Below are 23582 nucleotides of genomic sequence, written 5' to 3'. Positions count from 1 at the left end.
CAGAGAAAGGAGATGACTACCCAGTGCAAGTTCTGGTTCGTGACAATAATGTCGATCAGGCGCTCAAGGCGCTCAAGAAGAAGATGCAGCGCGAAGGCATTTTCCGTGAAATGAAGCTGCGTCGGCACTTTGAAAAGCCGTCGGAACGCAAGGCTCGCGAAGCTGCTGAAGCCGTTCGCCGCGCCCGCAAGCTGGAGCGCAAGCGTCTGGAGCGTGAGGGGTTCTGATACACCTTCCGCCAAGCCGGGCCCAACGGTCCCGCACATATACACGGCCAGCCATCGGGCGGCCGGACAGGGTTGGTGATAACCAGCCCGCCTGAAAACCGCTTCCGTCCCCTGCGCCATTCTGATGGAGCCTTATCAACGGACGGAGCCGGATCGGAGACCGCAGCGGGGGATTATCCCCCGCCGGCTTCCCTCTCCCACTACCTTTTCATTTTGATCTGATTGATGCCCATGAAAAAGGCCGGACACCCGCGTGCCCAGCCCTTTTTCGTAGGCATGTTTGCTCGTGTTTATTCGGCGGCAATCATCATGGTCTGCTGAAGCAACAGATCCCTGAACGGCCCGTCATTGCGCTCCAGCTCGGTCGGCGAGCCATCCTGCAAGATACGGCCATGCTGCATCACCACGATCCGATCGAAGTTTTTCAGCGTGGACAGGCGATGCGCCACGGCAATCACGGTTCGACCCTGCATCAAGCGATCGAGCGCCCTCTGAACTGCCCGTTCGCTTTCACTGTCGAGCGCACTGGTCGCCTCATCCAGCACCAGCACCGGCGCGTTACGCAGGAAAGCCCGGGCGATGGCCAGCCGCTGGCGTTGACCACCGGAAAGTTTCACCCCGCGGTCACCCACGATCGTGTCATATCCTTCGGTCAGATCATTGATAAAGTCACGGCAGCACGCAGCTTCCGCAGCCGCCTCCACTTCGGCAAAGCTCGCATCGGGCTTGCCGTAACGGATATTATCGATCACCGAGCGATGGAACAGCATGACATCCTGCGGCACGATGCTGATCGCATCACGCAGACTTTCCTGGGTCATGGTCGCGATATCGTGCCCGTCGATCAGGATCTGTCCCTCCCCGAGCTCACGCAGCCTCTGCATAAGGGTCAGAACTGTCGTTTTGCCAGAGCCGGAGCGCCCCACCAGCCCGACACGCTGCCCGGCGGGGACGACAAGATTGAACTTCTTCAGAACAGGACTGGCGCCCGGATAGGCAAAAGTGACATCCCTGAATTCGACCGCCCCTACCGCAGAAGGGAGGGTATGCGCATCCGTCTGGTCACGCAGATCATGCGGCAGCAACAATGTTGCCAGAGCTTCTGACAGACGGGCCACATCCTGCACCATATTCACCAGCGCCACGGCCAGATCGCGGGTACCATGCAGGATATTGAAGCCGAGCGTAGTCACCAGAACAACGTCACCGGTGCTCGCCATCTTGTGCTGCCACAACAGGATTGCCCAGACCAGCAGCCCGGCTGTCAGCGCCGCCGTAAACACCGCATGAAACAGGCGCAGCCGCTCCAGATAGCGCAGGGAATGGCCACGGGCCGACATTTCATCCTGCACACGCGCGGCAAACCGCTCCCGCTCCCTCAGGGTCGCACCGAAAGCCCGGACCAGGGGCATGTTGTTAATGACATCAACCAGTTCGCCATCCACCCTTGCCGCGTCGGTCGCATAGCGCTCATGCAACCGGTTGCCGCGTGCCGCCCAGATCATCAGCACGGCCCCAAGGCCCAGAGAGACCAGCGCCAGCGTGGCGGACATCAGCGGGCTGACCAGCGCCAGCATCGCTATCGACAGCACCACCGCAAAGGTCGGCGGCAAAACATTCCACGAGAAGAGCTGCTCAAGCTGAAAGATCGCATTGCCGGTGGCCGTGACGCGTCCGGCGAGCATGCCCGGCAGACGATCCGCGAAATAGGCCGGGGAGTGTCCGGTCAGATGTTCGAACAGATCACGGCGCAGATCGCCTGTGACGGCAACAAAAGTATGGGTGGAGACCCATCCGCCGATGCGCCAGCTCATATTATCGGCGGCGATCAACCCGGCGAGAATGGCGAATGCGCTCCAGACCTCATCCACACGATTACCGGAAAGCACGTCCACCAGATGCTTGACGCCGTATTGGGAAAACGTCGCAAAGGACACCGCCATCAGTACGGATAACAGGACCGTCAGATGCCCGACAGGGTGGCGACGCACGTAGTGAAAAATAAATGGCAGCGTCCGGGTCGGCAGGCTGCGGGTCTTATTGTCGTTGCTCACGCGCCCCCCGTGGACTGTCTCAAAAGGCTTCACCGACAGCATCTGCCGCAGGTGTTTCATGGTCCGGCCATCTCCTGCACCACCCTGTCTTTTTGCAACCATTGGGCACATCCCGGAATGGTCTGAAAAGGTGATCGTGACGGTTTTATTGGACATGAGTACTCCCGGATACGTGATATTGATCGATCCGTCACCCACGATGCGCATCCGTCATCGTCAATACGTTCACTGTCGCCGATCAGGCCAGAAAATCTGCCATTTTATCAGAGGCTGCGCCCCCTCAGAATGACACTCTTCCCTTCCGCCATCATCACAGCGCCGTTGCCGGAACACATCATGGCAGCAACCTTTTACGAACTGATCCGTTTCGGTCCCGGCAAAAATGCTGAACCATGATATCGGGCATTCGCAGAACGTTGCCTTTGGTCAGCACATTGTACCGATCATTGCGGCAGCACTAAGGCAAGCCTGTCTTATTACTGCCTGTATCAGGATGCATGTTTCACGCAGCGACACCGGCATCCAGATCGTTATCCGCAACAAATGGAGCTTATCGCCATGCGTATTGCCCAGATTGCCCCGTTACACGAAGCCGTTCCCCCCAAGCTTTATGGTGGTACGGAACGCGTCGTCTCCTTCCTCACCGAGGAACTGGTCGCAATGGGGCATGATGTGACCCTGTTCGCGAGCGGAGACTCAATCACCGACGCAAAGCTGGAAGCCACATGGCCGCAGGCGCTGAGGCTGGATCAGACAATTCGTGACACGCTGGCACCCCAGATCCTGCAAATGGAACGGGTGCGACAGATGGCAGACCAGTTCGACGTGCTGCACTTCCACAATGATTACATGCCGTTCAGCCTGTTTTCCCGCCAGCCGACGCCTTTCGTCAGCACTCTGCATGGGCGGCTGGATCTGCCGGAATTGTCCCAGATTTATGATACCTTCCCGGATACGCCGGTCATTTCCATCTCCCATTCCCAGCGCCGCCCTTTGCCGAATGCCCATTTCATCGGCACAGTCCTGCATGGTCTGCCTGCCGACCTGCTGACACCTCAGCCCGGTAACCATGATTATCTGGCCTTTCTGGGCCGCATCTGTCCGGAAAAACGGCCGGATACGGCCATCCGCATTGCCCGTGCAGTGGGTATCCCTCTGCGCATTGCCGCCAAAGTGGACAAGGCCGATCAGGACTATTTCGAAACCGTGATCAAGCCGATGTTGCCGGGCGGAGGCGTTGAGATGGTGGGCGAAATCGGCGATGATCGAAAAGCGGAATTTCTCTCCGGCGCCCTTGGCCTGTTGATGCCAATCGACTGGCCGGAGCCGTTCGGTCTGGTCATGATCGAGGCCATGGCCTGCGGCACACCAGTCATCGCCATGAATCGTGGGTCGGTACCGGAAATTCTGGATGATGGCGTAACCGGCTTTATTGTCGAGGATGAAAAAAGCGCCATCGCTGCTGCGCGCAAGCTTGATCGGCTAAACCGGACCAATGTGCGGGCCATATTTGAAAAACGCTTCACAGCCCGCCGCATGGCAGAGGATTATCTGGCGATCTATCGCAAGCTGGGTGTCGACGCACGTCCTGCCTTGCGCGTCATCACCTGAAATCCGGCATATTCCTACCCCCTTGCCGCCTATCCGTCAGAATTGCACGATCGCCGGATACAAGGGGCGGCCCGCTATATCAGGCTGGCCAACCGGCAGCAGGAGAAGTGCTTATGTTTATTGCCATGAACCGGTTCAAGGTTCTGCCGGATGCCACACAGGCATTTGAGGAAGTCTGGGCCAACCGGCCCAGCTTTCTGGAGACTGTACCAGGTTTCATCGAATTTCATCTTTTGAAAGGCCCGGTGCGGGAGGATCACGTCCTCTATGCATCCCATACAATCTGGGCAAGCAGGGATGCCTTTGAAGCGTGGACGAAATCAGAGGCTTTCCGCGCGGCTCATAAAAATGCTGGCAGCAATCGACCGCTTTATCTCGGGCATCCTGAATTTGAGGGGTTCGAGATTATCCAGACACTTCAGCAAAAAGCCTGATACCGGCCACGCTGCAGGACAGTTTTATTTTTTCACCGGATGCCGGGACGGTTCTGCACCGTCCGACATCTGACGCAGGCTGCCCTGCTCATACTCGGCCAAGCCTGCATCCCCCGCCCGATAAGGGTCACCAGACACATACCAGTATTGTGACCCGGCACCACTGCCAATGCCCAAACCGACATGCACGGCCTTCGCCGCCGCGATAGAACCGGCCGGCGCTTCGGCGCCAGGCTCATTCGCAAGAGCGGCTCCACTGAAGATAACACTCATCATCAGTATGGCTGCCCCAGTCAGGTTGTGACGGTCACGATAAAACCATACAGTCATGGCGCGTCCCTCTGGCTGTGATTGTCCCCGACACATTTCGGGTCACAGCATGCAACGCCTCACAAAGCGATCAGTTGTCTTTTTGTTTTTGCCTGTCCTCGCAAAAATCTCAGCGGATGGCACGGAGAATTTTGCAGGAGGCAGAATCCCCGGCGGCACAGTTCACCTGTGCACGAGTCCGAAAATCAAGCGTCTGCCCCGCCTGCGGATAGGGGGAATCCTCATAAGATGCTCCACCGCTATAAGGCGTACCTCCGCCTCTATAACGATGATGTGAAGACCCACATCCCGCCAGACCCAGGCAGAAGGCCAGACTTAAGGGAAGCAACAGGCAGGATGATTTCATCCTGAACAGCCTGCCCGGATGCTCAAGCCTTCTTTCCATTTGGCATCTCAACATCGATTTCCAGCGTGGAAAAAGCAGAGCCACGATCAAGTTTGACCTGCACCTTTTCCCGGTCGATCTCAACATGCTTCGCGATGACCGCAATAATCTCTTCCTGCAGGATGGCGGCGAGATCAGTATTACCCTCCAGCCCTCGCTCATGCGCCAGCAGAATCTGAAGCCGGTTGCGGGCGACCTGAGCCGTCGGTTTACGTTGGAGAAAGCCGAATAAGCTCACGCAACCCTCCTGCCGAACAGACGACCAACCAGCCCGCGCTTCTCGGACGGCACCACCATCGGCACATCCTCACCCAGCAGGCGCCTTGCAGCATCGAAATAAGCCTTGCCCGGCACGCTCTGCGGTGCGTTCACTGTCACCGGTGAGCCGACATTGGAGGCTTTCAGCACCTCTTCGCTATCCGGAATGATGCCCAGCAGAGGAATTGACAGAACCTCCAGCACGTCATCGACCTTCAGCATCTCGCCCTTCGCGGCCCGGGCAGCGTCATAACGGGTCAGTAACAGATGTTTGTCGATGCGTTCGTCTTTCTGCGCCTTGTCCGTTTTTGAATCCAGCAGACCGATGATACGATCACTGTCTCGCACGGATGACACTTCGGGGTTGGTCACCACCACCGCGACATCGGCAAACTGCATCGCGAGAGTGGCGCCTTTTTCAATCCCGGCGGGGCTGTCGCAGACCACCCAGTCGAAACGCGTGCGCAGTTCCTCGATCACGGTCTGCACGCCTTCCGGGGTCAGCGCATCCTTATCACGGGTCTGGCTGGCGGGCAGCAGGGAAAGATTTTCGATACGTTTGTCGCGGATCAGGGCCTGGCTGAGGCGCGCATCACCTTGCACCACATTGATCAGGTCGAACACGACACGGCGTTCCGCACCCATGATCAGATCAAGATTGCGCAGGCCCACATCAAAATCGACGACGCAGACGGTCTTACCCAACTGGGCCAACGCCGCACCCAGCGCCGCAGTCGATGTCGTCTTGCCGACACCGCCCTTGCCCGAGGTCACAACCAGAACCTTAGACATTTAAGCCTCCCTCAGGCGCTCAACCGCATCCACATCAGGGATGCTCCACCGTAGATCATGAACCGGTCATCCACATTGTGCCACGAGAAACAGAGTCACTGACACAAGGACGCCTTATCGTTTCGACTCTAGCCAACATATCGGACCAGCGTAAGAGGCCGCTTAGTCGAACGCGACGATCTTGATCGTTTCACCGTCACGCATGATCTGCACCGGCCTGCCGCGCAGGGATGGTTCCATATCGTCAGCGGTTTTCCAGACGCCTTCGATCGCCACCAGCTCGGCTTCCAGCTTGCTGCAGAAAATACGGGGGGTTCCGTCTTCCATCAATCCGGCAATCGCGCGTCCACGGAGCGTGCCGTAGACGTGAATGGAACCGCCCGCGACGACCTCCGCCCCGGATGCGACGGAGCCGATCACAATCACGTCCCCCTTGTCATGCACGACAGACTGGCCGGAGCGTACCGGGCGCTCCACGACCAGGGCCATCATTTCTTCCGGCCGGGTTTCTTCGGGAATATCCAGATCGCCCGCAGCACGGCTGCCGCGAATCACTGGCGGCAGGGAGGCGAGTAGATTGTCGCTCCATTCTTCTCCGGCCTCATCCAGCCCCTCAATGCCGATGGGACGGATGTTGCGGGCTTCCAGCTCGGAGAAAAGCGCCATCAGGCCGGGCTCCTGCAAGCCGGCAACAGACAGGTCCACCACCACCGGGCGACGGTCGAAAAAGCTTGGTGACCGCTCGATCTGCGCATCCAGCTCCCCCAGCCAGTCATCCACCGGTTGTTCCGGCACCAGGACGACAGCAATGAAGGACCGACCGCGCACGCGGAAAAAGGGACGGGTTTTGACTTCTGATGTCACGCTGCTCACGTACAATCGGAAGCGGTCCGACGTCAACAAGGACAGCAGAAGGAAGCCTCATTCAACCCGCAGACGACTGGCGGCCAGTTCCCCATGCGCCTCCAGCACCGGATAGGCTGCCGCTGCCACCAGATGCGTGTTCATCAGCTTCAGGTCACGCAGCACATCCAGATACAGGTTTTCCAGCTCGGCCGCTTTCCCTTCCGTGCGCAGCCGTTGGAAATATTGTTCAGTGGCACTGTTTTCGGCATCCCGGAACACTTCCTTCTCCGCTGCCAGACGGCGGGCAAGGCGCACATCCTCGGTCATGAACAGGGCCGCAGCGTTGCGAAGATTGGTGGTACAGCGCTCGATCAACGTCTGGATCTCGGCATCCGCCTCGGGGGAGAAGGCAATCCCGCCCTTGAATTTCTTCATCGCCTGCGACAGCAGATTACGTTCGATCACATCGCCCGCATTCTCGATATTCGTGCCGAAGGAAAGGATTTCCCGCACCCTGCGATGGTCGGCCTCACTCATGGCTTCCGGATCGATCCGGGTCAGATAGGAGCGGATCGCAGAATTGAGACGGTCGAGCACCGAATCGAGCCGTCTGGTATCGGCAATCCCCTTTCGGCCACCATGGGCGAATGCCTCCTTCAGCCCCTGCAACATCCTCTCCAGCACATCGACCAGCCGCAGCGCCTCCCGCGCTGCCCCGCCGAGTGCGGCGGGCGGGCTTTCCACTGCTGCTCCATCCAGATAGAGCGGGCGGGCCGGATCATCCTCATCCTGTCTGGCGGGCAGCATCCGCTTCAGCAGGTTCGCGAACGCGTCCAGAAGGGGAAACGCCACGATCGCCAGCACAAGGTTGAAGGCGGTATGGAAATCCGCGACGGCCCTGCCCGCATCCGGCTCGATCTGCACCATCAAGCGACCGACAGGCCCCAGCACCACCATGGCCACCACCGCCCCCAGCGTGCGGAGCAGCAGATTACCCAGCGGAAGCCGGCGGGCCGCGGGGTCTTCTCCTGACGCCCCTTCCAGCACCGGATTGATCGCAGTGCCGATATTCGCGCCGAGCACCATGGCAAAGGCGGCATCGGGAGAAATCGCGCCTTTTTGTGCGAAACTCATCATCAGCAGGACCGTCGCCACGCTGGAATGGGCCGCCCATGTCAACCCGGCCCCCAGCAGCAGGTCCAGCAACGGCCAGCTGGCGACAACGCCCAACAGATCCCTCGCCTGCCCTGCATGCTCATAGGGTTCCAGCAGAGACACAAAGCTGTGCAGCGCCATGAGCATCAGACCAAGCCCGATCATGATGCGTCCGGTATCCCGTGTGGCCGCCTGCCCGCGACGGAACATCATGACCCCGATCAGGATCAGCGCGGGCGCCACGGCGGCAATGTCGAAAGACAAAAGCTGCACGATCAGCGTGCTGCCGACATTGGCCCCCAGCATGACCGCCAGCGCGGGAGCGAGCTCCACCAACCCGCCTGCCGCGAATCCGGTCAGCATCAGCCCGGTGGCGGTGCTGCTTTGAAGAATAGCCGTGACGCCCATGCCGGCCAGAAAGGCCTTGAAACGGTTACGCAGCGCCCGGGTCAGAAAAATATTCAGCCGCGCCCCCAGCGCACGCTGAATGCCTGTCTGAACCATGTGCACACCCCACAGCAGCAACGCCACGGAGCCTGCCAGATTCAGCAATGCCATCGACACATCCATGCCGGCACCTTGCCCTGTTCGATCCTGTGCCGCCAGTGACGGATCGGTTTCTGTCAACGTCCGGGCATGCTTGACCGGCCTTATGCCACTATACCGGTCTGGCACAAAGCGTGACATGATGGTCACTTATTCTGCGAGGATGTGCTGCAATGCAGCCTCCGCGCTGGCATCAGAGCGGGAGGGCCGATATATGCGCCTCGCTGCACCTTTTCGTGACATGATGATGACCTTGAACCGGGCCACCCTCCATGGCGCTGTTATGCGCCCTGCCTTGATCCAGCCGCTATGAACTGGGTCGACCTGACCGTGCTGGCGGTTCTGGCCATATCGGCCATGCTGGCCTTTACACGGGGCTTCGTGCGCGAGGCTCTGGGCATTGGCGCATGGGTGGGGGCCGCCTGGATCGCGGCACGAAGCTTTACCTCCGTCACGCCGCAGATCCGTACTCTGATCCCGGATCATGCGCTGGCCGATCCGGCCGCCTTTGCCATCGTTTTTGTGGTGGCCTTGATCGTGTTGTCCGTTGTTGCCTCCATGATCGGGAAACTGGTACGCGGCTCCGTTCTCGGCGGGCTGGATCGTACGCTGGGGCTGGTATTCGGCATCGTACGCGGCTTTGCCCTGATGCTCTGCGCCTATATCGCGGCAGGGCTGCTGATTCCGGTGCAGAACTGGCCGGAGCCAGTACTGAAAGCCCGCGCCTTACCCTATATCTATGCGGGAGCGGTCCGCCTGACCGAAGAAGTCCCGGAAGAATACCGCCCGAAACTGGCCGCCCCTGAAAAGGCGGAAACCAGGGCGCAGGACTATATGCAGGCAAGCCCCCGCGGCTATGCCACCGGAAGACGGCCCAGCGAGGGGCAGGAGAGTAAATAAATGGCGCAGCCGACCCGTTCTGACGAGCTTCACGATGCCTCCGCCGCCGCCTCTTCCGGCGGAACCGATCCCATGATGCCTCAGACCATGCTGGTCGATCGGGCCGAGGATGATACGCTGCATGAGGAATGCGGAGTGTTCGGCATCTGGAATGCCACGGACGCCGCCGCCATTACGGCGCTCGGCCTGCATGCGCTTCAGCATCGCGGACAGGAAGCGACCGGCATCGTCAGTTATGACGGGCAGCGCCATCATACGCATAAGGGCTTGGGGCTGGTCGGGGATAATTTCGGCGATGCACGGATTATGGCCTCTCTGCCCGGCCCACACGCGATCGGCCATAACCGCTACGCCACCACCGGCGAGACCCTGCTGCGCAACGTGCAGCCGCTTTATGCCGATTTCGAGTTCGGCGGTCTGGCCGTCGCCCATAACGGCAACCTGACCAATGCCCTGACCCTGCGCAAGGCGCTGGTCCGGCGTGGCTGTCTGTTTCAGTCCACCACCGACAGTGAGGTCTTCGTCCATCTGATCGCGATCAGCCTCTATTCCACCGTGGTGGACCGGCTGATCGACGCCATCAAGCAGGTGACGGGGGCCTACTCTCTGGTGGCCCTGTCCACCGATGCTCTGCTCGGCGTGCGTGATCCGATGGGGGTTCGTCCCCTGATTCTGGGCCGCATTCCCGGTGCCGCCGGTGCGCCGGGATCCTGGGTGCTGGCAAGCGAGACCTGCGCGCTGGATGTCGTCGGTGCGGAATTCGTGCGGGATGTGGAGCCGGGCGAGATCGTCGTCATCAACGATCAGGGTGTGCACAGCATCCGGCCCTTCGGCCGCACGACCTCCCGCTTCTGCGTGTTCGAATACATCTATTTCGCCCGTCCGGATTCAGTGCTGGAAGGAATCTCGGTCTACGATGCCCGCAAGAGCATCGGGCGCGAACTGGCCCGCGAAAGCCATGTCGAGGCCGATGTCATCGTGCCGGTGCCTGACTCCGGCGTGCCCTCCGCCATGGGATATGCGGCGGAATCGGGCGTGCCGTTTGAACTCGGCATCGTCCGCAATCACTATGTGGGCCGCACCTTTATCGAGCCGACCGACCAGATCCGTCATCTGGGTGTGAAGCTGAAACACTCCGCCAACCGCGCAGCGCTGGAGGGCAAGCGCGTGGTGCTGGTGGATGACTCCATCGTGCGCGGCACCACCAGCCGCAAGATCGTGGAAATGGTGCGGCAGGCCGGGGCCGCCGAAGTCCATATGCGTATTTCGTCTCCGCCTACCACCTATTCCTGCTTCTACGGCATCGACACGCCGGAGCGCAGCAAGCTGCTGGCGGCCCGCAACAACGTTGAGGAAATGGCCAAGCTGATCGGTGCAGACTCGCTGGCGTTCATTTCTCTGGACGGACTGTATCGTGCGCTTGGACGGCCCGGACGCGATGACAGCAAGCCGTATTATTGTGATGCGTGTTTTACGGGTGAGTATCCGGTGCCGATTCCGGATTTTTCCGAGAACGCTATGCGGCAACCGCAGATGAGTGATCCGCGGTAATTTGCAATCTTTCTCGTTACCTGTCAGCGGCAAGCCTTATCCGCTGACAAATAAGGCGGATGACAAACCGAAGCCGCGTTCCAACAGCTTCGGTTTTAATGGTGCAAATTGGTTTGCGCAGCCAACAGGGCATTTTCTATCTTTGCTCTGAACGCCCCTTCCCTCCATAACTGCGCCGCCAACGCCTCCCCGCTCATCCGCCCTGCCTCCAGATCGCTGGGAAAATGCGAGCCCGCCTCCACACGGTTATGAGCAAAGCCCCCGGCACGGGCATAGAGCGCCTCCCGCTTCTCCGGGAAAATCCGGGCCAGGATGGCGGCTGTCATATAGGCGAAGGTGGCATGCCCGGACGGATAGGAAGCCTGCGCCGAGCGCGTCTCCAGCGTCCTGAGCGTAGGATCCAGCGTGTAAGGGCGAGGGCGGCCGATCTTCGCCTTCGCCTGTGCGACCAGTTGCGCCTCCGCGCGATAGACACGATCCAGCAGGGCGGCGAGACGCGGATAATGCTGGTGATCGAAATCCGGCCCGATCACAGAGGCAAACTGCTCCATGACGCACTCATGATCGGCGCGGATTTTCTGTTCCTGCTCCGGCGTGCGGGCGGCGATGGCTTGACGGACCGCCTCCATATCCATCTGCGCCTGTTGGCTGCCGGGTGCGGGCGGAGGGGGCAGCAGGCTTGCCAGATCAATGCCCTGCAGAGCCCGTAGAGCCTGATCAAACCCGGACGGCCCCAGATCGGCACGGCTGGCAGTGGCGGGGCCGAACAGAAGGCACAGCAGCAGCGAGACTGTAAAAACTCCGATCCGGGAGATGATTTTCATCTCTGTCACCCTCCGAGCATCCGCCTGATAGTCTGGATTGTTTTCTGATTTTATCACAGAAAAATCATATCAACCCGAGTGTTTTCGCCGCCTCATCCACCACCGCATCCAGGGCACCGGGAGAAAACGGGCTGGCCAGACCGGCCGAACGCGCCAGAGCGGTGAAAGGAGCTGCGCCGCCACGCCCGCACAGAGCGACATACTCCGTCAGTGCCGAGGCATAATCCTGCCGCATGCGCACCCAGAATTGCAGCGCACAGCACAGAGCCAGCGTGTAATCGATGTAATAGAATGGCGAATTATAAATGTGCTGCTTCGCCTGCCAGCGCCCGCCGGCGGCCGGCCATGCCAGATCCCCGTAATCAGCCCATGGCATGTAACGGGCTTCCAGCCGCTGCCATATCGCATGGCGTTCTGCCGGGGTGGCATCGGGCCTGGCATAAACCTCATGCTGGAAATGATCGACGCAGACGCCATACGGCAGAAAAGCCAGCGACTGGATCAGATGCATGCGCCGGTAGCGTTCGGCTTCGTCCTCTCCCACCAGCTTGCCGATCCCGGGCCAGGTCAGGAATTCCAGACTCATGGAATGGATTTCCGCCGCTTCATAGGTCGGCCAGAGAAGATCGATACCCGGCAGGGTGCGGCTGGCATAATTCTGGAAGGCATGGCCCATTTCATGGGTGAACACGCCGATATCGAGATGCGTGCCGGTAAAATTCGCGAAAATATAGGGCATCCCGTCCGATCGCGTAGGAAAGGACGTGCAGAAACCCCCACCCGCCTTGCCGGGACGGTTCTCCAGATCCATGAACCCCCCGGCCCGCATCAACCGGTAACAGGCCCCGATGCCTTTTGCGTCTCCTCCGGACAGGTGAGCATCCATCGCATCGAACATGTCCTGAGCAGCCTCGCCCAGCACCTCCACCCCGCCGAGCGGTTTCGGGTTGCCGCGCGGATCGACCAGCGCTTCATCCCAGAAACGCAGCCTGTCCCAGCCATGCTCCTGCCGCCTTGCTTCCAGCAACCGGGCAACCAGTGGTGTTACTTTCTCCGCCACGGCATCGCGATAGCGAGCAACATCCTCCGGCCCGTAATCGGTGCGACGCAACCGCCGGTAGGCCAGAGCGATGAAATTCTCGTCCCCCAGCTTGCGGGCCATGCCATGCCGCAGCCGGACCAGAGCATCGTAAATTCCGTCCAGCCTCTCACCATGATCAGCAAAATACTGCCAGCGTACCGCCTCCGCCTCATGACGGATCGCGCGATCCGCATGCTCGGCATAAGGGGCAAGGCCGGAGAGATTGACGGTTTGACCGCCGATCTCCAGCCGGGCCGCCGCCAGAAGCTCGGTATAGTCCGCCTCCAGCTTCGATTCCTGTTCCAGATCGTCAGCAATGGCAGGGATAAAGGTGGTGATATCCGCCTCCCACAGCGCCAGCACATGCTCACCATAAGGAGGTGCCAGCAAAGGCAGAATCGACGCACGGTCAGGATGGGCCAGCACACGCCGCTTCAGCGTGACCTCACAATCCTGCGCAAAAGGCGCCAGAGAATCCGCATAACTGCGCTCCGCCTTCGCCTCCGCATCCGCCGTGTTGCGGGAGAAAGCCAGATGTACCAATGCCGACCAGCGTGCATAATCCCGCCGATCCTGATCCATGGTGGACAGGGCCTGCGCCCACTCCCCTGCTTCCATCAGGGCCAGCACGGCGTCCCGTCCGGCGGCGAGGCTTTCCCGTGTGGGTCTCGGCGCGGATATGTCTTCGAAACGTGCGGCCATCAGAGTGAGACTCCCGTTGCGGTCAGTGGGATGTATGAAAACACAGGCTGCCGCATTCATGCTTGCCTGTCATGGTGCCCTGCCTGTTTCTGCTGCATTGAACGATTGATCCCGACGCATCCTTCGCGCAAAACGGCGGCATGCGGATCATCACGGACTGGCGACACATTCCCCCCGAAGCCCGCGGCGCAAGCGTCGCCCTCGGCAATTTCGACGGTGTGCATCTCGGGCACGAAGCCGTTATCCGCGCCGCCCATGCGGCCAGGCCAACCGCCCCTCTGATGGCGCTGACCTTCGAACCACATCCGCGCGAGTTCTTCCGCCCCTACGATCCGCCCTTCCGCCTGACCCTCTCCGCCGAGCGCGCCGACGCGCTGGCACGGCTGGGCGTGAACTGGGTGGTGGAGCTGGCCTTCGACGAGGCTTTCAGCCTGATGGAAGCCGAGGAATTCATCTCCAGCGTTCTGCTGGCCGGGCTGGATGCAAAACATCTGGCCTGCGGAGCCGATTTCGCCTTCGGCCACCGGCGCGGCGGCGATATCGCCCTGCTCTCCACCCGCAGCGAGGCGCTGGGGATCGGGCTGACCATCGTTCCGCCCGTCATGGATGCAGAGGGACCACTCTCCTCCACCCGCATCCGCCGCCTGTTGCAGGATGGCTATCCGGAGCGTGCAGCACAGTTGCTCGGACGGCCATGGGGAATTCGCGGCATCGTCTCCCACGGTGATAAACGGGGACGCACCATCGGCTTTCCCACCGCGAATATCCCCTTCGGTCGGCATCTGGAGCCGGCCCGCGGCGTTTATGCCGTCACGGCCCGGTTGCCGGACGGCACCGACTATCCGGGTGTTGCCAATATCGGCCGTCGTCCAACCGTCAATGAAGGGCCGGAAAGCAGGCTGGAAGCACATCTGTTCGACTTTAGTGGCGATCTGTACGATCAGGATGTCACCGTCAGTCTGCACGCTTTTTTGAGAGCAGAACGAAAATTCACCGGGCTGGACGATCTCCGCAGCCAGATTGCCAGGGATGCAGATGAGGCGCGGAAGCTGCTTGACCAGCTTCCGTCCAGCCAAGCATAGTCCGCCCCCCGATGCAGAATGCAGCCATGTCGTCCAGACCGTTTCAGTCCATCTCCACCCGCCCCTGCCTGCGAATTAGGTAGCTGGCCGCCCGCGCACCTTCCTGCGTGCCCTGTTGCGACGGCCAGCCAGACGCGGCGATTTCCATTTTCTTCTTTTCTTTCCGGGCCGTATCCTGACGGCCCTGCAGCGGCGGACCATCATGTCTCATAGCCAAGATCAGAGCGATCCTCAGACCCCGGATTACCGGAACACGGTTTTCCTGCCGGCGACCTCCTTCCCCATGCGCGGAGACCTGCCGAAGAAAGAACCGGGGATTCTCGCCCGCTGGGAGGCAATGGGGCTGGGGCGGAAGCTGCGTGAGACCCGCATCGGGGCGGAGCCGTTCGTGCTGCATGACGGCCCCCCCTACGCCAACGGGCATCTGCATATCGGCCACGCCCTGAACAAGATTCTGAAGGATGTGATCAATCGCGCCCGGCAGATGGCCGGATACGATGCCGCCTATGTGCCCGGCTGGGACTGCCATGGCCTGCCGATCGAATGGAAGATCGAGGAAGAATACCGCAAATCGGGCCGCAACAAGGATGAGGTGCCAGTTCTTCAGTTCCGGGCCGAATGCCGTGATTACGCTCGCAAATGGCTCGACATCCAGTCTGCCGAATTCCGCCGTCTTGGGGTGGAGGCCGACTGGACCAATCGCTACGCCACCATGGATTTCGGCTCCGAGGCCGCCATTGCGGGTGAGATCGGCAAATTCCTGCTGAATGGCGCGCTGTATCGCGGCCTGCGCCCGGTGATGTGGAGTCCGGTGGAGAAAACCGCTCTGGCAGAGGCCGAGGTCGAGTATCACGACCATACCAGCACCACGATCCATGTGCGCTACCCGGTGCTGAGCGCCCGCGAGGCTGATCTGGTCGGGGCTTATGTGGTGATCTGGACCACGACACCATGGACCATGCCGGGCAGCCGCGCCGTCGCCTACGGTCCGGAGATCGATTACGTGCTGGTGGAGACCCCCACTGCCCCGGACGGCACCGAAACCCTGATCGTGGCGGAAGCCCTGCTGCCGCAGACTTTGGCAGCCGCGGCGATCAGTGAACATCGCGTGCTGCGTCGCTTCAAGGGGGCCACGCTGGAAGGCGCCATCGCCGCCCATCCGCTGCGTGGCCGGGGCTACGAGTTCGATGTTCCGCTGCTGCCGGGCGATCATGTCACCACCGAGCAGGGCACCGGGCTGGTGCACACCGCCCCCGCCCATGGCGAGGAAGATTTCCAGCTCGGTCGCGCCCATGGCATCGAAGTGCCGGAAACAGTGGGAGATGACGGCACCTACTACAAACACGTGCCACTTTTTGCCGGTCTGCATGTCTACAAGGCCGCCGAGCCGGTCTGCGCGGCGCTGTCGGAAGCGGGCATGCTGCTGGCCCGCAGCACGCTGGTGCATTCCTACCCGCATTCCTGGCGCTCCAAGGCCCCGCTGATCTATCGCGCCACACCGCAATGGTTCATCCGCATGGACGGGCCGGAAGACATACGCGGGCAGGCACTGGCCGAGATCGACCGCACCCGCTTCATCCCCGATCAGGGCCGCAACCGGATCGGCTCCATGGTTGCCAACCGCCCGGACTGGTGCATCAGCCGCCAGCGCGCCTGGGGCGTGCCCATCGCCGTGTTCGTGGAAAAAGCCACCGGGCAGGTGCTGCGTGACGCCACCGTGATGGAGCGCATCGTCTCCGCCTTCCAGGAGGAAGGGGCCGATGCATGGTATTCCTCTCCCCCTTCCCGCTTCCTCGGCAATGATCGCGATCCCGAGGATTACGAACAGGTGTTCGACGTGATCGATGTCTGGTTCGAAAGCGGTTCCACCCATGCTTTCGTGCTGGAAGCGCGGGACATGAAATGGCCGGCCGATCTGTATCTGGAAGGCTCCGACCAGCATCGCGGCTGGTTCCAGTCCTCGCTGCTGGAAGCCGTCGGCACACGCGGATCGGCTCCGTTCGAGGCGGTGCTGACGCATGGCTTCGTGCTGGACGAGCAGGGACGGAAAATGAGCAAGTCCCTCGGCAACGTCACCGCCCCGCAGGAAGTGATCGACCAGTACGGCGCGGATATTCTCCGGCTGTGGGTCATGTCCTCCGACACGCGGGACGATCTGCGGATTGGCAAGGAAATCCTGAAGCAGCAGGGCGAACTGTATCGCCGCCTGCGCAACACGCTGCGCTGGATTCTGGGCAGCCTCGACGGGTTCGATGAGGAAGAACGTGTCGCTGAAGCAGACATGCCGGAGCTGGAACGCTGGGTGCTGCATCGCCTCACGGAGCTGGATACACGCTTCCGGCAGGCGGTGGAAAGCCATGACTGGACCGGACTTTATCCGGACCTGCACAATTTCTGCGCCACCGATCTGTCCGCTTTCTACTTCGATATCCGCAAGGACGTGCTCTACTGCGACCGTACCGACAGTCCGCGTCGCCGTGCCACGCGGACTGTGCTGGATCATCTGCATCGCTGCCTGACCATCTGGCTGGCTCCCGTGCTGGTGTTCACGGCAGAGGAAGCCTGGACCGCCCGCTTCGGCGAGCAGGACAGTGTGCATCTCCAGACCCTGCCCACCCTGCCGCATCACTGGCACGATCCGGTTCTTGCCCGGCGCTGGGAGGAAATCCGCAGCATCCGCCGCCGCGTCACAGCACCGATCGAGGAAGCCCGCCGCGCCAACCAGATTGGCGCCTCCTTGCAAGCTGCCGTCCGCCTGCCGCTGTCTCTGGAGGAAATGGATTTACTGCCGGAAGCGGACTGGGCGGACATCACCATCGTCTCGGCGCTGGAACAGGTCTATGATCCTACCCGCGATGCCGATGGAGTCACCAAAGGCGTGCTGGATGGTACACAGATGGAAGTCTCCATCACCCGCGCACCCGGCCAGAAATGCGCGCGCTGCTGGAAGGTGCTGCCGGAGGTCGGCAGCATTGCCGCACACCCGGCCCTGTGTGTACGCTGCGCGGATGCGGTTGAAAGCGGTCTGATCTGCCGCAGCGCCTGAGATCGGGGTTACAGGAATAGGCGAAGGATATGACGTCATGAGCAGCATTGCCGCCATCCGCCGCGCCGGAGCCGCCGAGAAAGCACGGCGGTTTCCGGGATTCTATATGCCGATCGGTATTCTGGCCGCCCTGATCGTGCTGCTGGCCGATCAGGGCAGCAAATGGTTCATTCTTGAAACGGTAAACTTGCCGGAGAAGCATCAGATTGTGCTGCTGCCCGTCCTGAACCTGACCATGGTATGGAACCGGGGGGTCACTTTTGGCCTGCTGAACGGGTTTGGACCTGCCGGTATCTGGATACTGGGCGGCGGAGCAATCCTGATCGTCGCCGGATTGCTGCTGTGGATGCGGCGTGCAGAAAACCGGCTTGTTGCAATGGCGCTGGGGATGATCGGTGGCGGAGCCATTGGCAATGTGATCGACCGATTCCGTTTCGGCGCGGTGGTGGATTTCATCCACGCGCATGTGGGGGATCTGTCATGGTTCGTGTTCAACGTGGCTGATGCCGCCATCGTCATCGGGGTCGCCCTGCTGATCATCGATACGCTGGTCGGGCGAACCCAGTCGAAAACAGGCTGAGACAACCTTTCCCTTTATGGCCGCAGCCGATGCAGACAGGCGGCATCGATACCGCTATTCTTTCCTCAAGATGCGCCGAAACCCAGCCCGGATGATGAACCCAGCCCCCATGACCCGCTTTCCGCGCCACCGTCCCCTCCGCCTTGCGGCGCTGCTCCGCTCCGTCTCTGCCATTGCAATCCTGTGCTCTGTCGCCGGTTGCGGCGAAGGCGCCCTGCGCACTTTCGGGCTGGTACATGATGCACCGGACGAGTTCAAAGTGACGACCCGCGCGCCACTGGACATTCCGGCCAATCTGGATGGGCCGCTGCAGCCACCGAAGCCCGGCGCGCCGCGTCCACAGGAACAGAACGAACAGATCGGTGCTGAAGCCGTGCTGAGTCCTTCCGCAGCGCTGTCCGATCCCGGCACCACGGACAGTTCGGGACAAAAGGCCCTGCTGAGCGCCGCAGGTCCGTCCAGACAGCCGCAGCATGCGCAAGCAGATCCTTTGCCGGGTCAGAAGAAAAAATCCGGGCTGATGGACAAGCTGATGTTCTGGCAGGACGATACCGTTCCCACCACGCTGAACGCCGCCGAGGAAGCCGCCCGCCTGCGTCAGAAGGGCATCACGGTTCCCCCGCCCCCGACAACTGCCAGCACGCAGGCACCAGAGAAGAAAAGCAGCTTCCTAGGGATCTTCTGAACCGGTTTCTTCTGGATCGGGCCGTTTCGGTCTATTATCCGATCCATGACAGAGTCTGCTGCTTCCTTCACCTCGCCGCGCATCCGCCTGCTGCCTGATGCGACCATCAACCGCATCGCCGCGGGGGAGGTGATTGAGCGGCCCGCCGCCGTGGTGAAGGAGCTGGTGGAAAATGCTCTGGATGCCGGGGCAAGCCGCGTCGTCGTCGTGCTGGAAGGCGGCGGGATCACCCGGATCGAAGTTCGGGATGATGGCAGCGGTATGACGGAGGAAGAGCTGACTCTGGCCATCCAGCGTCACGCTACCTCCAAACTGACCGATGACTCACTGATCCGCATCGCCACGCTGGGTTTCAGGGGGGAGGCGCTGCCCTCGATCGGGGCCGCCGGAAGGCTGAGCATCACCAGCCGCACGGTGGCCTGTGACCATGCCCACAGCATTACCGTTGAAGGTGGCCGCGTTGGAGCGGTCATACCGGCCTCCGGTCCGCAAGGAACCCGAATCGTGGTGCGGGATCTGTTTTTTGCGACCCCGGCCCGCCGCAAATTTCTCAAGACACCACGCAGTGAGGCCGATCAGGCCGAAATCGCCGTGCGGAGGCTGGCTTTCTCCGCCCCCCATGTTGCATTCCGCTGTGAAATCGACGGACGGGAAATCTTCGACCTTCCAGCTGCCTCAGCCCAGGCGCGCATCGCCGCTCTGCTGGGGGAAGAAGCCGCCGCCGCTCTCCTGCCCGTTGCTGCCGAGCGCGAAACGCTGCTGCTGGGTGGCTTCATCTGTGCCCCCACCGTGACCCGCGCCACCGGCGCTTCCCAGAGTTTCGTGGTGAACGGACGCCCGGTTGCCGATCCGATGCTGCGCACGGCCTTGCGCGTGGCCTATCGGGATGTGATCCCCTATGGACGCCACCCGATCGTGGCGCTGGAACTGACCGTGCCGCCGGAAGATGTGGACGTGAACGTCCATCCGGCCAAGACAGAACTGCGTTTCCGCGATGCAGCCGCAGTGCGCGGGCTGATCATCGGTGCGATCAGCCGTACTCTTGCGGCCGGGGTCGGCAGACCGGTCGGCCAGACAGAGAATGATGGAGAGGCATCCTCAACCCTCAGCATTCCTCCCCCGCGGCTGCATATTTCCCGTCCCAGCTACACGCCAACGCGCGGTGGCGGCTACGCTGCCGCTCCCCCGGCACGCCCGCGCTTCGGTTTGGCAGAGGCCCAGTTGCCTCTTCAGGATGCACCGGCCGCCCGTGGCGCCATGCCCTCCACTCCCGAGGCGGTTCAGGACGGGCCGACACCCGCCGCATCACCACCCGATCCCGCCTATCCACTGGGGGCAGCCGTGGCACAGGTGCTGGATACGTATGTTATTGCCGTCGCTGCGGACGGGGCGCTGGTGCTGGTCGATCAGCATGCCGCGCATGAAAGACTGACCCATGAGGCTCTCCGCAGTGCCCTGCTGGAGGGGGAGGTCAACAGTCAGGCGCTGTTGCTGCCCGAAGTGGTGGAGATGCCTCCACGAGAGGCGGCGCATCTGCTCGATGCTGCCTCCTCCCTTGCAAAACTGGGGCTCGATATCGAAGCCTTCGGCCCCGGGGCTGTGCTGGTGCGGGCCCTGCCCGCTCTGCTGAAGCCACAATCCGTCACTGCCCTTCTGCGCGATGTCGCGGAGGAGCTGGCCGAGCTGGGCGCCAGCACCGCGCTGGAAAGCAGGCTGGATGCCATCCTTGCCCGCATGGCCTGCCATGGCTCCATCCGCGCCGGGCGGCGTCTGACCGTGCCGGAGATGAACGCTCTGCTCCGGCAGATGGAGGCCACGCCACGTGCCGCCACATGCAGCCATGGCCGACCCACGGTACTGCGCCTCAGCAAAGCAGAGATCGAGACCCTGTTCGGGCGGCGCTGAAATAATGAAACACTCCCTTCCCTCATTCCCGTCATCAGGGTGGGGACGCGCCAGCTATACGCTTTTATGGCTGCTCGGGCTGCTGTCCTTCGGGCTGATTGCGGAGCGGATTCTGAGTTTGGGGGATCATCTCTCGCGCGATCCCAATGAGGGATGGAATGCGTTTCAGACCCGGCAGGTTTTTTCGGGACAGGTTTTGTATCCGCCTCTGGATGGGCTGACCGGCAATAACTATCCGCCACTCTCGTTTTACATCGTCGGCTGGACTGCAAAACTGACCGGTGACCCTATTATTGCCGGGCGGGTTCTGGCGCTGCTGTCGATGCTCACCGTGGGCGGGATCATCGTCTGGATAATCAGGCGGCTGGTGATCAGAGCTGCATCTCCGGCTGTCCATGCACCATGGCTGGGTGGGCTGTTGTTCATGGCGCTCAATGCCACCCTGCTGCGGCGCTATGTCGGGCTTGATGATCCTCAATGGATGGCGGATGCGGTGATGATGGCCGGAATGGCCCTCATCCTGCCAAAACAGGCCGGAGAATCACCATCGGCAGCGGCCTCCGTCGGCTCCGCGCTGCTGCTGCTGGGCGGCGGGATGATCAAGCATAATCTGCTGGCCGCACCCCTTGCAGTGGGGATATGGCTGCTGCTGCATCACCGCCATGCATGGCGTATCTGGTGCGTTACCACGCTGGCCGGACTGGCAGGGGTGTCTGCGCTCTGTCTGATGCTGTACGGGCCGGACATGATGCGCGATATTGCCGGCGCCAAACGGCATCTCTCCATGCTGCGTATGGCCGACAAATCCATCGTGCCCCTGCTGGTGCTGCTGCCAATGGCCATTGCCTCCCGACCTCTGCTACAGATGCGGCGGCTGGATAATCGGCTCGATCTGATCCTGATTTTCGTCCTGATCGCCCTGCCGCTCGGGATTTTTCAGCGCAGCGGGCAAGGCGTGGATGTGAACGCCCATATCGAGGCCGCGATTGCGCTCTGCCTGTCCGTTGCTGTGGCTGGGACTGTCTCCATACCCGCAGGCAATCCGTGGCGCATGCGCGTGATCATTGCCGTGCCATTATTGATCGTAGGGCTGGTCGCCATTCCAAAAATCATCAGCGAACGACGCCATCTCGCGGATGATCTGCGCGCCTGGCGTTCCATGGAAACCCGGATCGCCATAATCCCCGGACCAGTCGCCTGTGAAATGCCTGCTTTGTGCTTCTGGGCAGGCAAAAATTTCGGTCTCGACTTTTTCCTGTACGGCCAGAGCGTCGCCATATCCGGGGATGATCGCCTGTTACGGAAAGCATTACGGGACAGAATATTCAGCGCCATCATTCTGGAACGATCAAGGCATTCACCCGGTCCAGGTGAGATCGGCAACCCGCTGCCATCCCTGATCGAACAGGCTTACAAGCCGCTTTATTCCAGTGAGGCAAACTGGCGGATCATGGTGCCGGCATCCGCCACCCCTGATCGATAATGACGGAGATGGGGCCGCGAAAAGGCAGGCGGCCAGCCATGGCATTGGCTTTTCAGCTTCTTACCTGAGTCTGCTCCCAGGTTTCAGAGAATGATTGAAAGTAGCCAAAACAACATGTTGCTGATCATCATAAACACCCGTTACCAGGACTTCGGATTTAACCCCGGCAACCAATTTCGGGCGCAAATTACAAACGCATAGCACCTGCATCCCGATCAAATCATCTTGTGTGTATTTATCAGTGATTTGAGCACTGGAAATTTTTTCCCCCATCTCTCCCAGGTCGATCTTAAGAAGATAGGCCGGTTTTCTGGCCTTTTCATTGAATTCTACGGATCTGATAATTCCGATCCTGAGATCTATTTTTTCAAAATCATCCCAGCTTATCGGGTCCGGACAACCGCTCATCATACCTCCATGAAACAAAGATCAACTGCGCTGGTAAGCGAACGACCGAGCCGTACAGAGACCTGACAAGTTGCCACTGCCGCTTACCATGGCTTTTGTGATTCCCGGCTACAATCCGAACGGGATTGATCAGGCTGAATGAACGGACCGCCAGATCATGATCCTGGCCGCGCCATGCTCCCGTTCTGCCAGCAGCGCCCCGGCCGCCTCGGCTGGTTGTGCTTCGTCCCGCGCACATTCAGCGATAATCAGGGCATCGGGCGCTATCCAGCCCCTCCCCCGCAAGGCGGTGAGCGCCTTCGGCACGAAATCCTGACGATAGGGCGGATCAAGAAAAACAAGGTTGCATGCGAAAGACGCCAAAGGAGGAGCCAGTATATCGGCCGCCAGAACCTTTGCCCGCTCTCCTGCCCCCAGCGCGGTGACATTGGCCCGCAAGGCGCGGAGCGCCGCATGATCGCGCTCCATCAGCACGGCCTCCTTCGCACCACGCGACAAAGCCTCCAGCCCCAGCGCACCGGTACCGGCAAATCCATCCAGCACGGTGGCGCCGTCAAGCAGGCTACGTCCACCCCATGGCGCATGCAGCAACATATCGAATAAAGCCTGTCGAACCCGGTCCGCCGTCGGGCGGGTCGCCTGTCCGGGGGGAGCGATCAGCGCACGGCCTCGCCATTGTCCGGCGACGATCCTCATG

At 61.0% G+C, this 23582-nt stretch carries 22 protein-coding genes; 11 read left to right on the top strand and 11 right to left on the bottom strand.

What is annotated here, in order from left to right; all coding sequences use genetic code 11:
• Positions 1-23 precede the first annotated feature (23 nt).
• Positions 24-227, top strand: coding sequence for a 30S ribosomal protein S21 (gene rpsU / locus GbCGDNIH8_RS02490; protein ID WP_043455061.1), 204 nt, complete (start codon positions 24-26; stop codon positions 225-227).
• 290 nt (positions 228-517) lie between these two features.
• Here rpsU and GbCGDNIH8_RS02485 read toward each other — a convergent pair whose 3' ends face one another.
• The gene (locus tag GbCGDNIH8_RS02485; protein ID WP_216634473.1) at positions 518-2383 is read right to left on the bottom strand and encodes an ABC transporter ATP-binding protein; all 1866 of its coding nucleotides are present in this window, start codon (positions 2381-2383) and stop codon (positions 518-520) included.
• Positions 2384-2839: 456 nt separating this feature from the next.
• On the opposite strand from GbCGDNIH8_RS02485, the gene GbCGDNIH8_RS02480 reads away from it, so the two are divergent.
• Both GbCGDNIH8_RS02480 and hmuQ read left to right on the top strand, forming a co-directional pair.
• The gene (locus tag GbCGDNIH8_RS02480; protein ID WP_072573558.1) at positions 2840-3892 is read left to right on the top strand and encodes a glycosyltransferase family 4 protein; all 1053 of its coding nucleotides are present in this window, start codon (positions 2840-2842) and stop codon (positions 3890-3892) included.
• Between the two features lie 113 nt (positions 3893-4005).
• A complete protein-coding gene (hmuQ, locus tag GbCGDNIH8_RS02475) occupies positions 4006-4326 on the top strand; it encodes a heme-degrading protein HmuQ (RefSeq protein WP_072571974.1) in 321 nt (106 codons plus the stop codon).
• Between the two features lie 24 nt (positions 4327-4350).
• On the opposite strand, the gene GbCGDNIH8_RS02470 is transcribed toward hmuQ, so the two are convergent.
• The 5 genes from GbCGDNIH8_RS02470 to GbCGDNIH8_RS02445 all read right to left on the bottom strand — a co-directional run bounded on the left by GbCGDNIH8_RS02470 (position 4351) and on the right by GbCGDNIH8_RS02445 (position 8779).
• Positions 4351-4656, bottom strand: coding sequence for a hypothetical protein (locus tag GbCGDNIH8_RS02470; protein WP_072571973.1), 306 nt, complete (start codon positions 4654-4656; stop codon positions 4351-4353).
• Between the two features lie 368 nt (positions 4657-5024).
• The gene (minE, locus tag GbCGDNIH8_RS02460; RefSeq protein ID WP_072548186.1) at positions 5025-5279 is read right to left on the bottom strand and encodes a cell division topological specificity factor MinE; all 255 of its coding nucleotides are present in this window, start codon (positions 5277-5279) and stop codon (positions 5025-5027) included.
• Complete coding sequence (minD, locus tag GbCGDNIH8_RS02455) at positions 5276-6091, bottom strand: septum site-determining protein MinD (RefSeq protein WP_072571971.1); 816 nt, start codon at positions 6089-6091, stop codon at positions 5276-5278. Before minD ends, minE begins: the two co-directional genes overlap by 4 nt.
• A 162-nt stretch (positions 6092-6253) precedes the next feature.
• Positions 6254-6955, bottom strand: coding sequence for a septum site-determining protein MinC (gene minC, locus GbCGDNIH8_RS02450; protein WP_072571970.1), 702 nt, complete (start codon positions 6953-6955; stop codon positions 6254-6256).
• A 57-nt stretch (positions 6956-7012) separates the two neighbouring features.
• Positions 7013-8779: a Na/Pi cotransporter family protein gene (locus GbCGDNIH8_RS02445; protein ID WP_253736086.1), complete on the bottom strand. Its 1767-nt coding sequence runs from the start codon at positions 8777-8779 to the stop codon at positions 7013-7015.
• 168 nt (positions 8780-8947) lie between these two features.
• Here GbCGDNIH8_RS02445 and GbCGDNIH8_RS02435 point away from each other — a divergent pair, with 168 nt between their 5' ends.
• Positions 8948-9538, top strand: coding sequence for a CvpA family protein (locus GbCGDNIH8_RS02435; RefSeq protein WP_072571967.1), 591 nt, complete (start codon positions 8948-8950; stop codon positions 9536-9538).
• Positions 9539-9610: 72 nt separating this feature from the next.
• Positions 9611-11089, top strand: a complete 1479-nt coding sequence (purF, locus tag GbCGDNIH8_RS02430) for an amidophosphoribosyltransferase (RefSeq protein ID WP_072573557.1) — start codon at positions 9611-9613, stop codon at positions 11087-11089.
• A 95-nt stretch (positions 11090-11184) separates the two neighbouring features.
• Here purF and GbCGDNIH8_RS02425 read toward each other — a convergent pair whose 3' ends face one another.
• Positions 11185-11913: a phosphatase PAP2 family protein gene (locus GbCGDNIH8_RS02425; RefSeq protein ID WP_072571966.1), complete on the bottom strand. Its 729-nt coding sequence runs from the start codon at positions 11911-11913 to the stop codon at positions 11185-11187.
• Between the two features lie 64 nt (positions 11914-11977).
• Positions 11978-13696 carry a M3 family oligoendopeptidase gene (locus tag GbCGDNIH8_RS02420; protein ID WP_072573556.1) on the bottom strand — a complete coding sequence of 573 codons (1719 nt, stop codon included), beginning with the start codon at positions 13694-13696 and terminating at the stop codon, positions 11978-11980.
• Positions 13697-13836: 140 nt separating this feature from the next.
• Between GbCGDNIH8_RS02420 and GbCGDNIH8_RS02415 the strand changes: the two genes are divergently transcribed.
• Complete coding sequence (locus GbCGDNIH8_RS02415; RefSeq protein WP_072571965.1) at positions 13837-14778, top strand: bifunctional riboflavin kinase/FAD synthetase; 942 nt, start codon at positions 13837-13839, stop codon at positions 14776-14778.
• A 43-nt stretch (positions 14779-14821) separates the two neighbouring features.
• Here the strand turns inward: GbCGDNIH8_RS02415 and GbCGDNIH8_RS12790 are convergent, their stop codons facing one another.
• Positions 14822-14995 carry a hypothetical protein gene (locus tag GbCGDNIH8_RS12790; RefSeq protein ID WP_157692526.1) on the bottom strand — a complete coding sequence of 58 codons (174 nt, stop codon included), beginning with the start codon at positions 14993-14995 and terminating at the stop codon, positions 14822-14824.
• Between GbCGDNIH8_RS12790 and ileS the strand changes: the two genes are divergently transcribed.
• The 5 genes from ileS to GbCGDNIH8_RS02390 all read left to right on the top strand — a co-directional run bounded on the left by ileS (position 14981) and on the right by GbCGDNIH8_RS02390 (position 22477).
• Positions 14981-17824 (top strand): isoleucine--tRNA ligase, encoded by a 2844-nt coding sequence (gene ileS, locus GbCGDNIH8_RS02410; RefSeq protein ID WP_072573555.1) that lies wholly within the window; start codon positions 14981-14983, stop codon positions 17822-17824. The two genes, GbCGDNIH8_RS12790 and ileS, sit on opposite strands and share 15 nt — an antisense overlap.
• A 37-nt stretch (positions 17825-17861) precedes the next feature.
• Positions 17862-18404 carry a signal peptidase II gene (gene lspA / locus GbCGDNIH8_RS02405; protein WP_253736085.1) on the top strand — a complete coding sequence of 181 codons (543 nt, stop codon included), beginning with the start codon at positions 17862-17864 and terminating at the stop codon, positions 18402-18404.
• Positions 18405-18513: 109 nt separating this feature from the next.
• The gene (locus GbCGDNIH8_RS02400) at positions 18514-19089 is read left to right on the top strand and encodes a DUF3035 domain-containing protein (protein ID WP_072571964.1); all 576 of its coding nucleotides are present in this window, start codon (positions 18514-18516) and stop codon (positions 19087-19089) included.
• A 45-nt stretch (positions 19090-19134) separates the two neighbouring features.
• Complete coding sequence (gene mutL, locus GbCGDNIH8_RS02395) at positions 19135-20994, top strand: DNA mismatch repair endonuclease MutL (protein ID WP_072571963.1); 1860 nt, start codon at positions 19135-19137, stop codon at positions 20992-20994.
• A 4-nt stretch (positions 20995-20998) separates the two neighbouring features.
• Positions 20999-22477 carry a hypothetical protein gene (locus GbCGDNIH8_RS02390; protein ID WP_072571962.1) on the top strand — a complete coding sequence of 493 codons (1479 nt, stop codon included), beginning with the start codon at positions 20999-21001 and terminating at the stop codon, positions 22475-22477.
• Positions 22478-22537: 60 nt separating this feature from the next.
• Here GbCGDNIH8_RS02390 and GbCGDNIH8_RS02385 read toward each other — a convergent pair whose 3' ends face one another.
• Entirely contained in the window at positions 22538-22888 is a 351-nt protein-coding gene (locus GbCGDNIH8_RS02385) for a tRNA-binding protein (protein ID WP_095206404.1), read from the bottom strand.
• A gap of 126 nt (positions 22889-23014) precedes the next feature.
• Positions 23015-23581 (bottom strand): 16S rRNA (guanine(966)-N(2))-methyltransferase RsmD, encoded by a 567-nt coding sequence (rsmD, locus tag GbCGDNIH8_RS02380; protein ID WP_072571961.1) that lies wholly within the window; start codon positions 23579-23581, stop codon positions 23015-23017.
• Position 23582 lies beyond the last annotated feature (1 nt).

The sequence above is a fragment of the Granulibacter bethesdensis genome, from assembly GCF_001889545.1.
GTDB lineage: Bacteria > Pseudomonadota > Alphaproteobacteria > Acetobacterales > Acetobacteraceae > Granulibacter > Granulibacter bethesdensis_B.
Note: the sequence above shows the minus strand (reverse complement) of the source record. Positions and strands in the feature narration are given on the sequence as shown.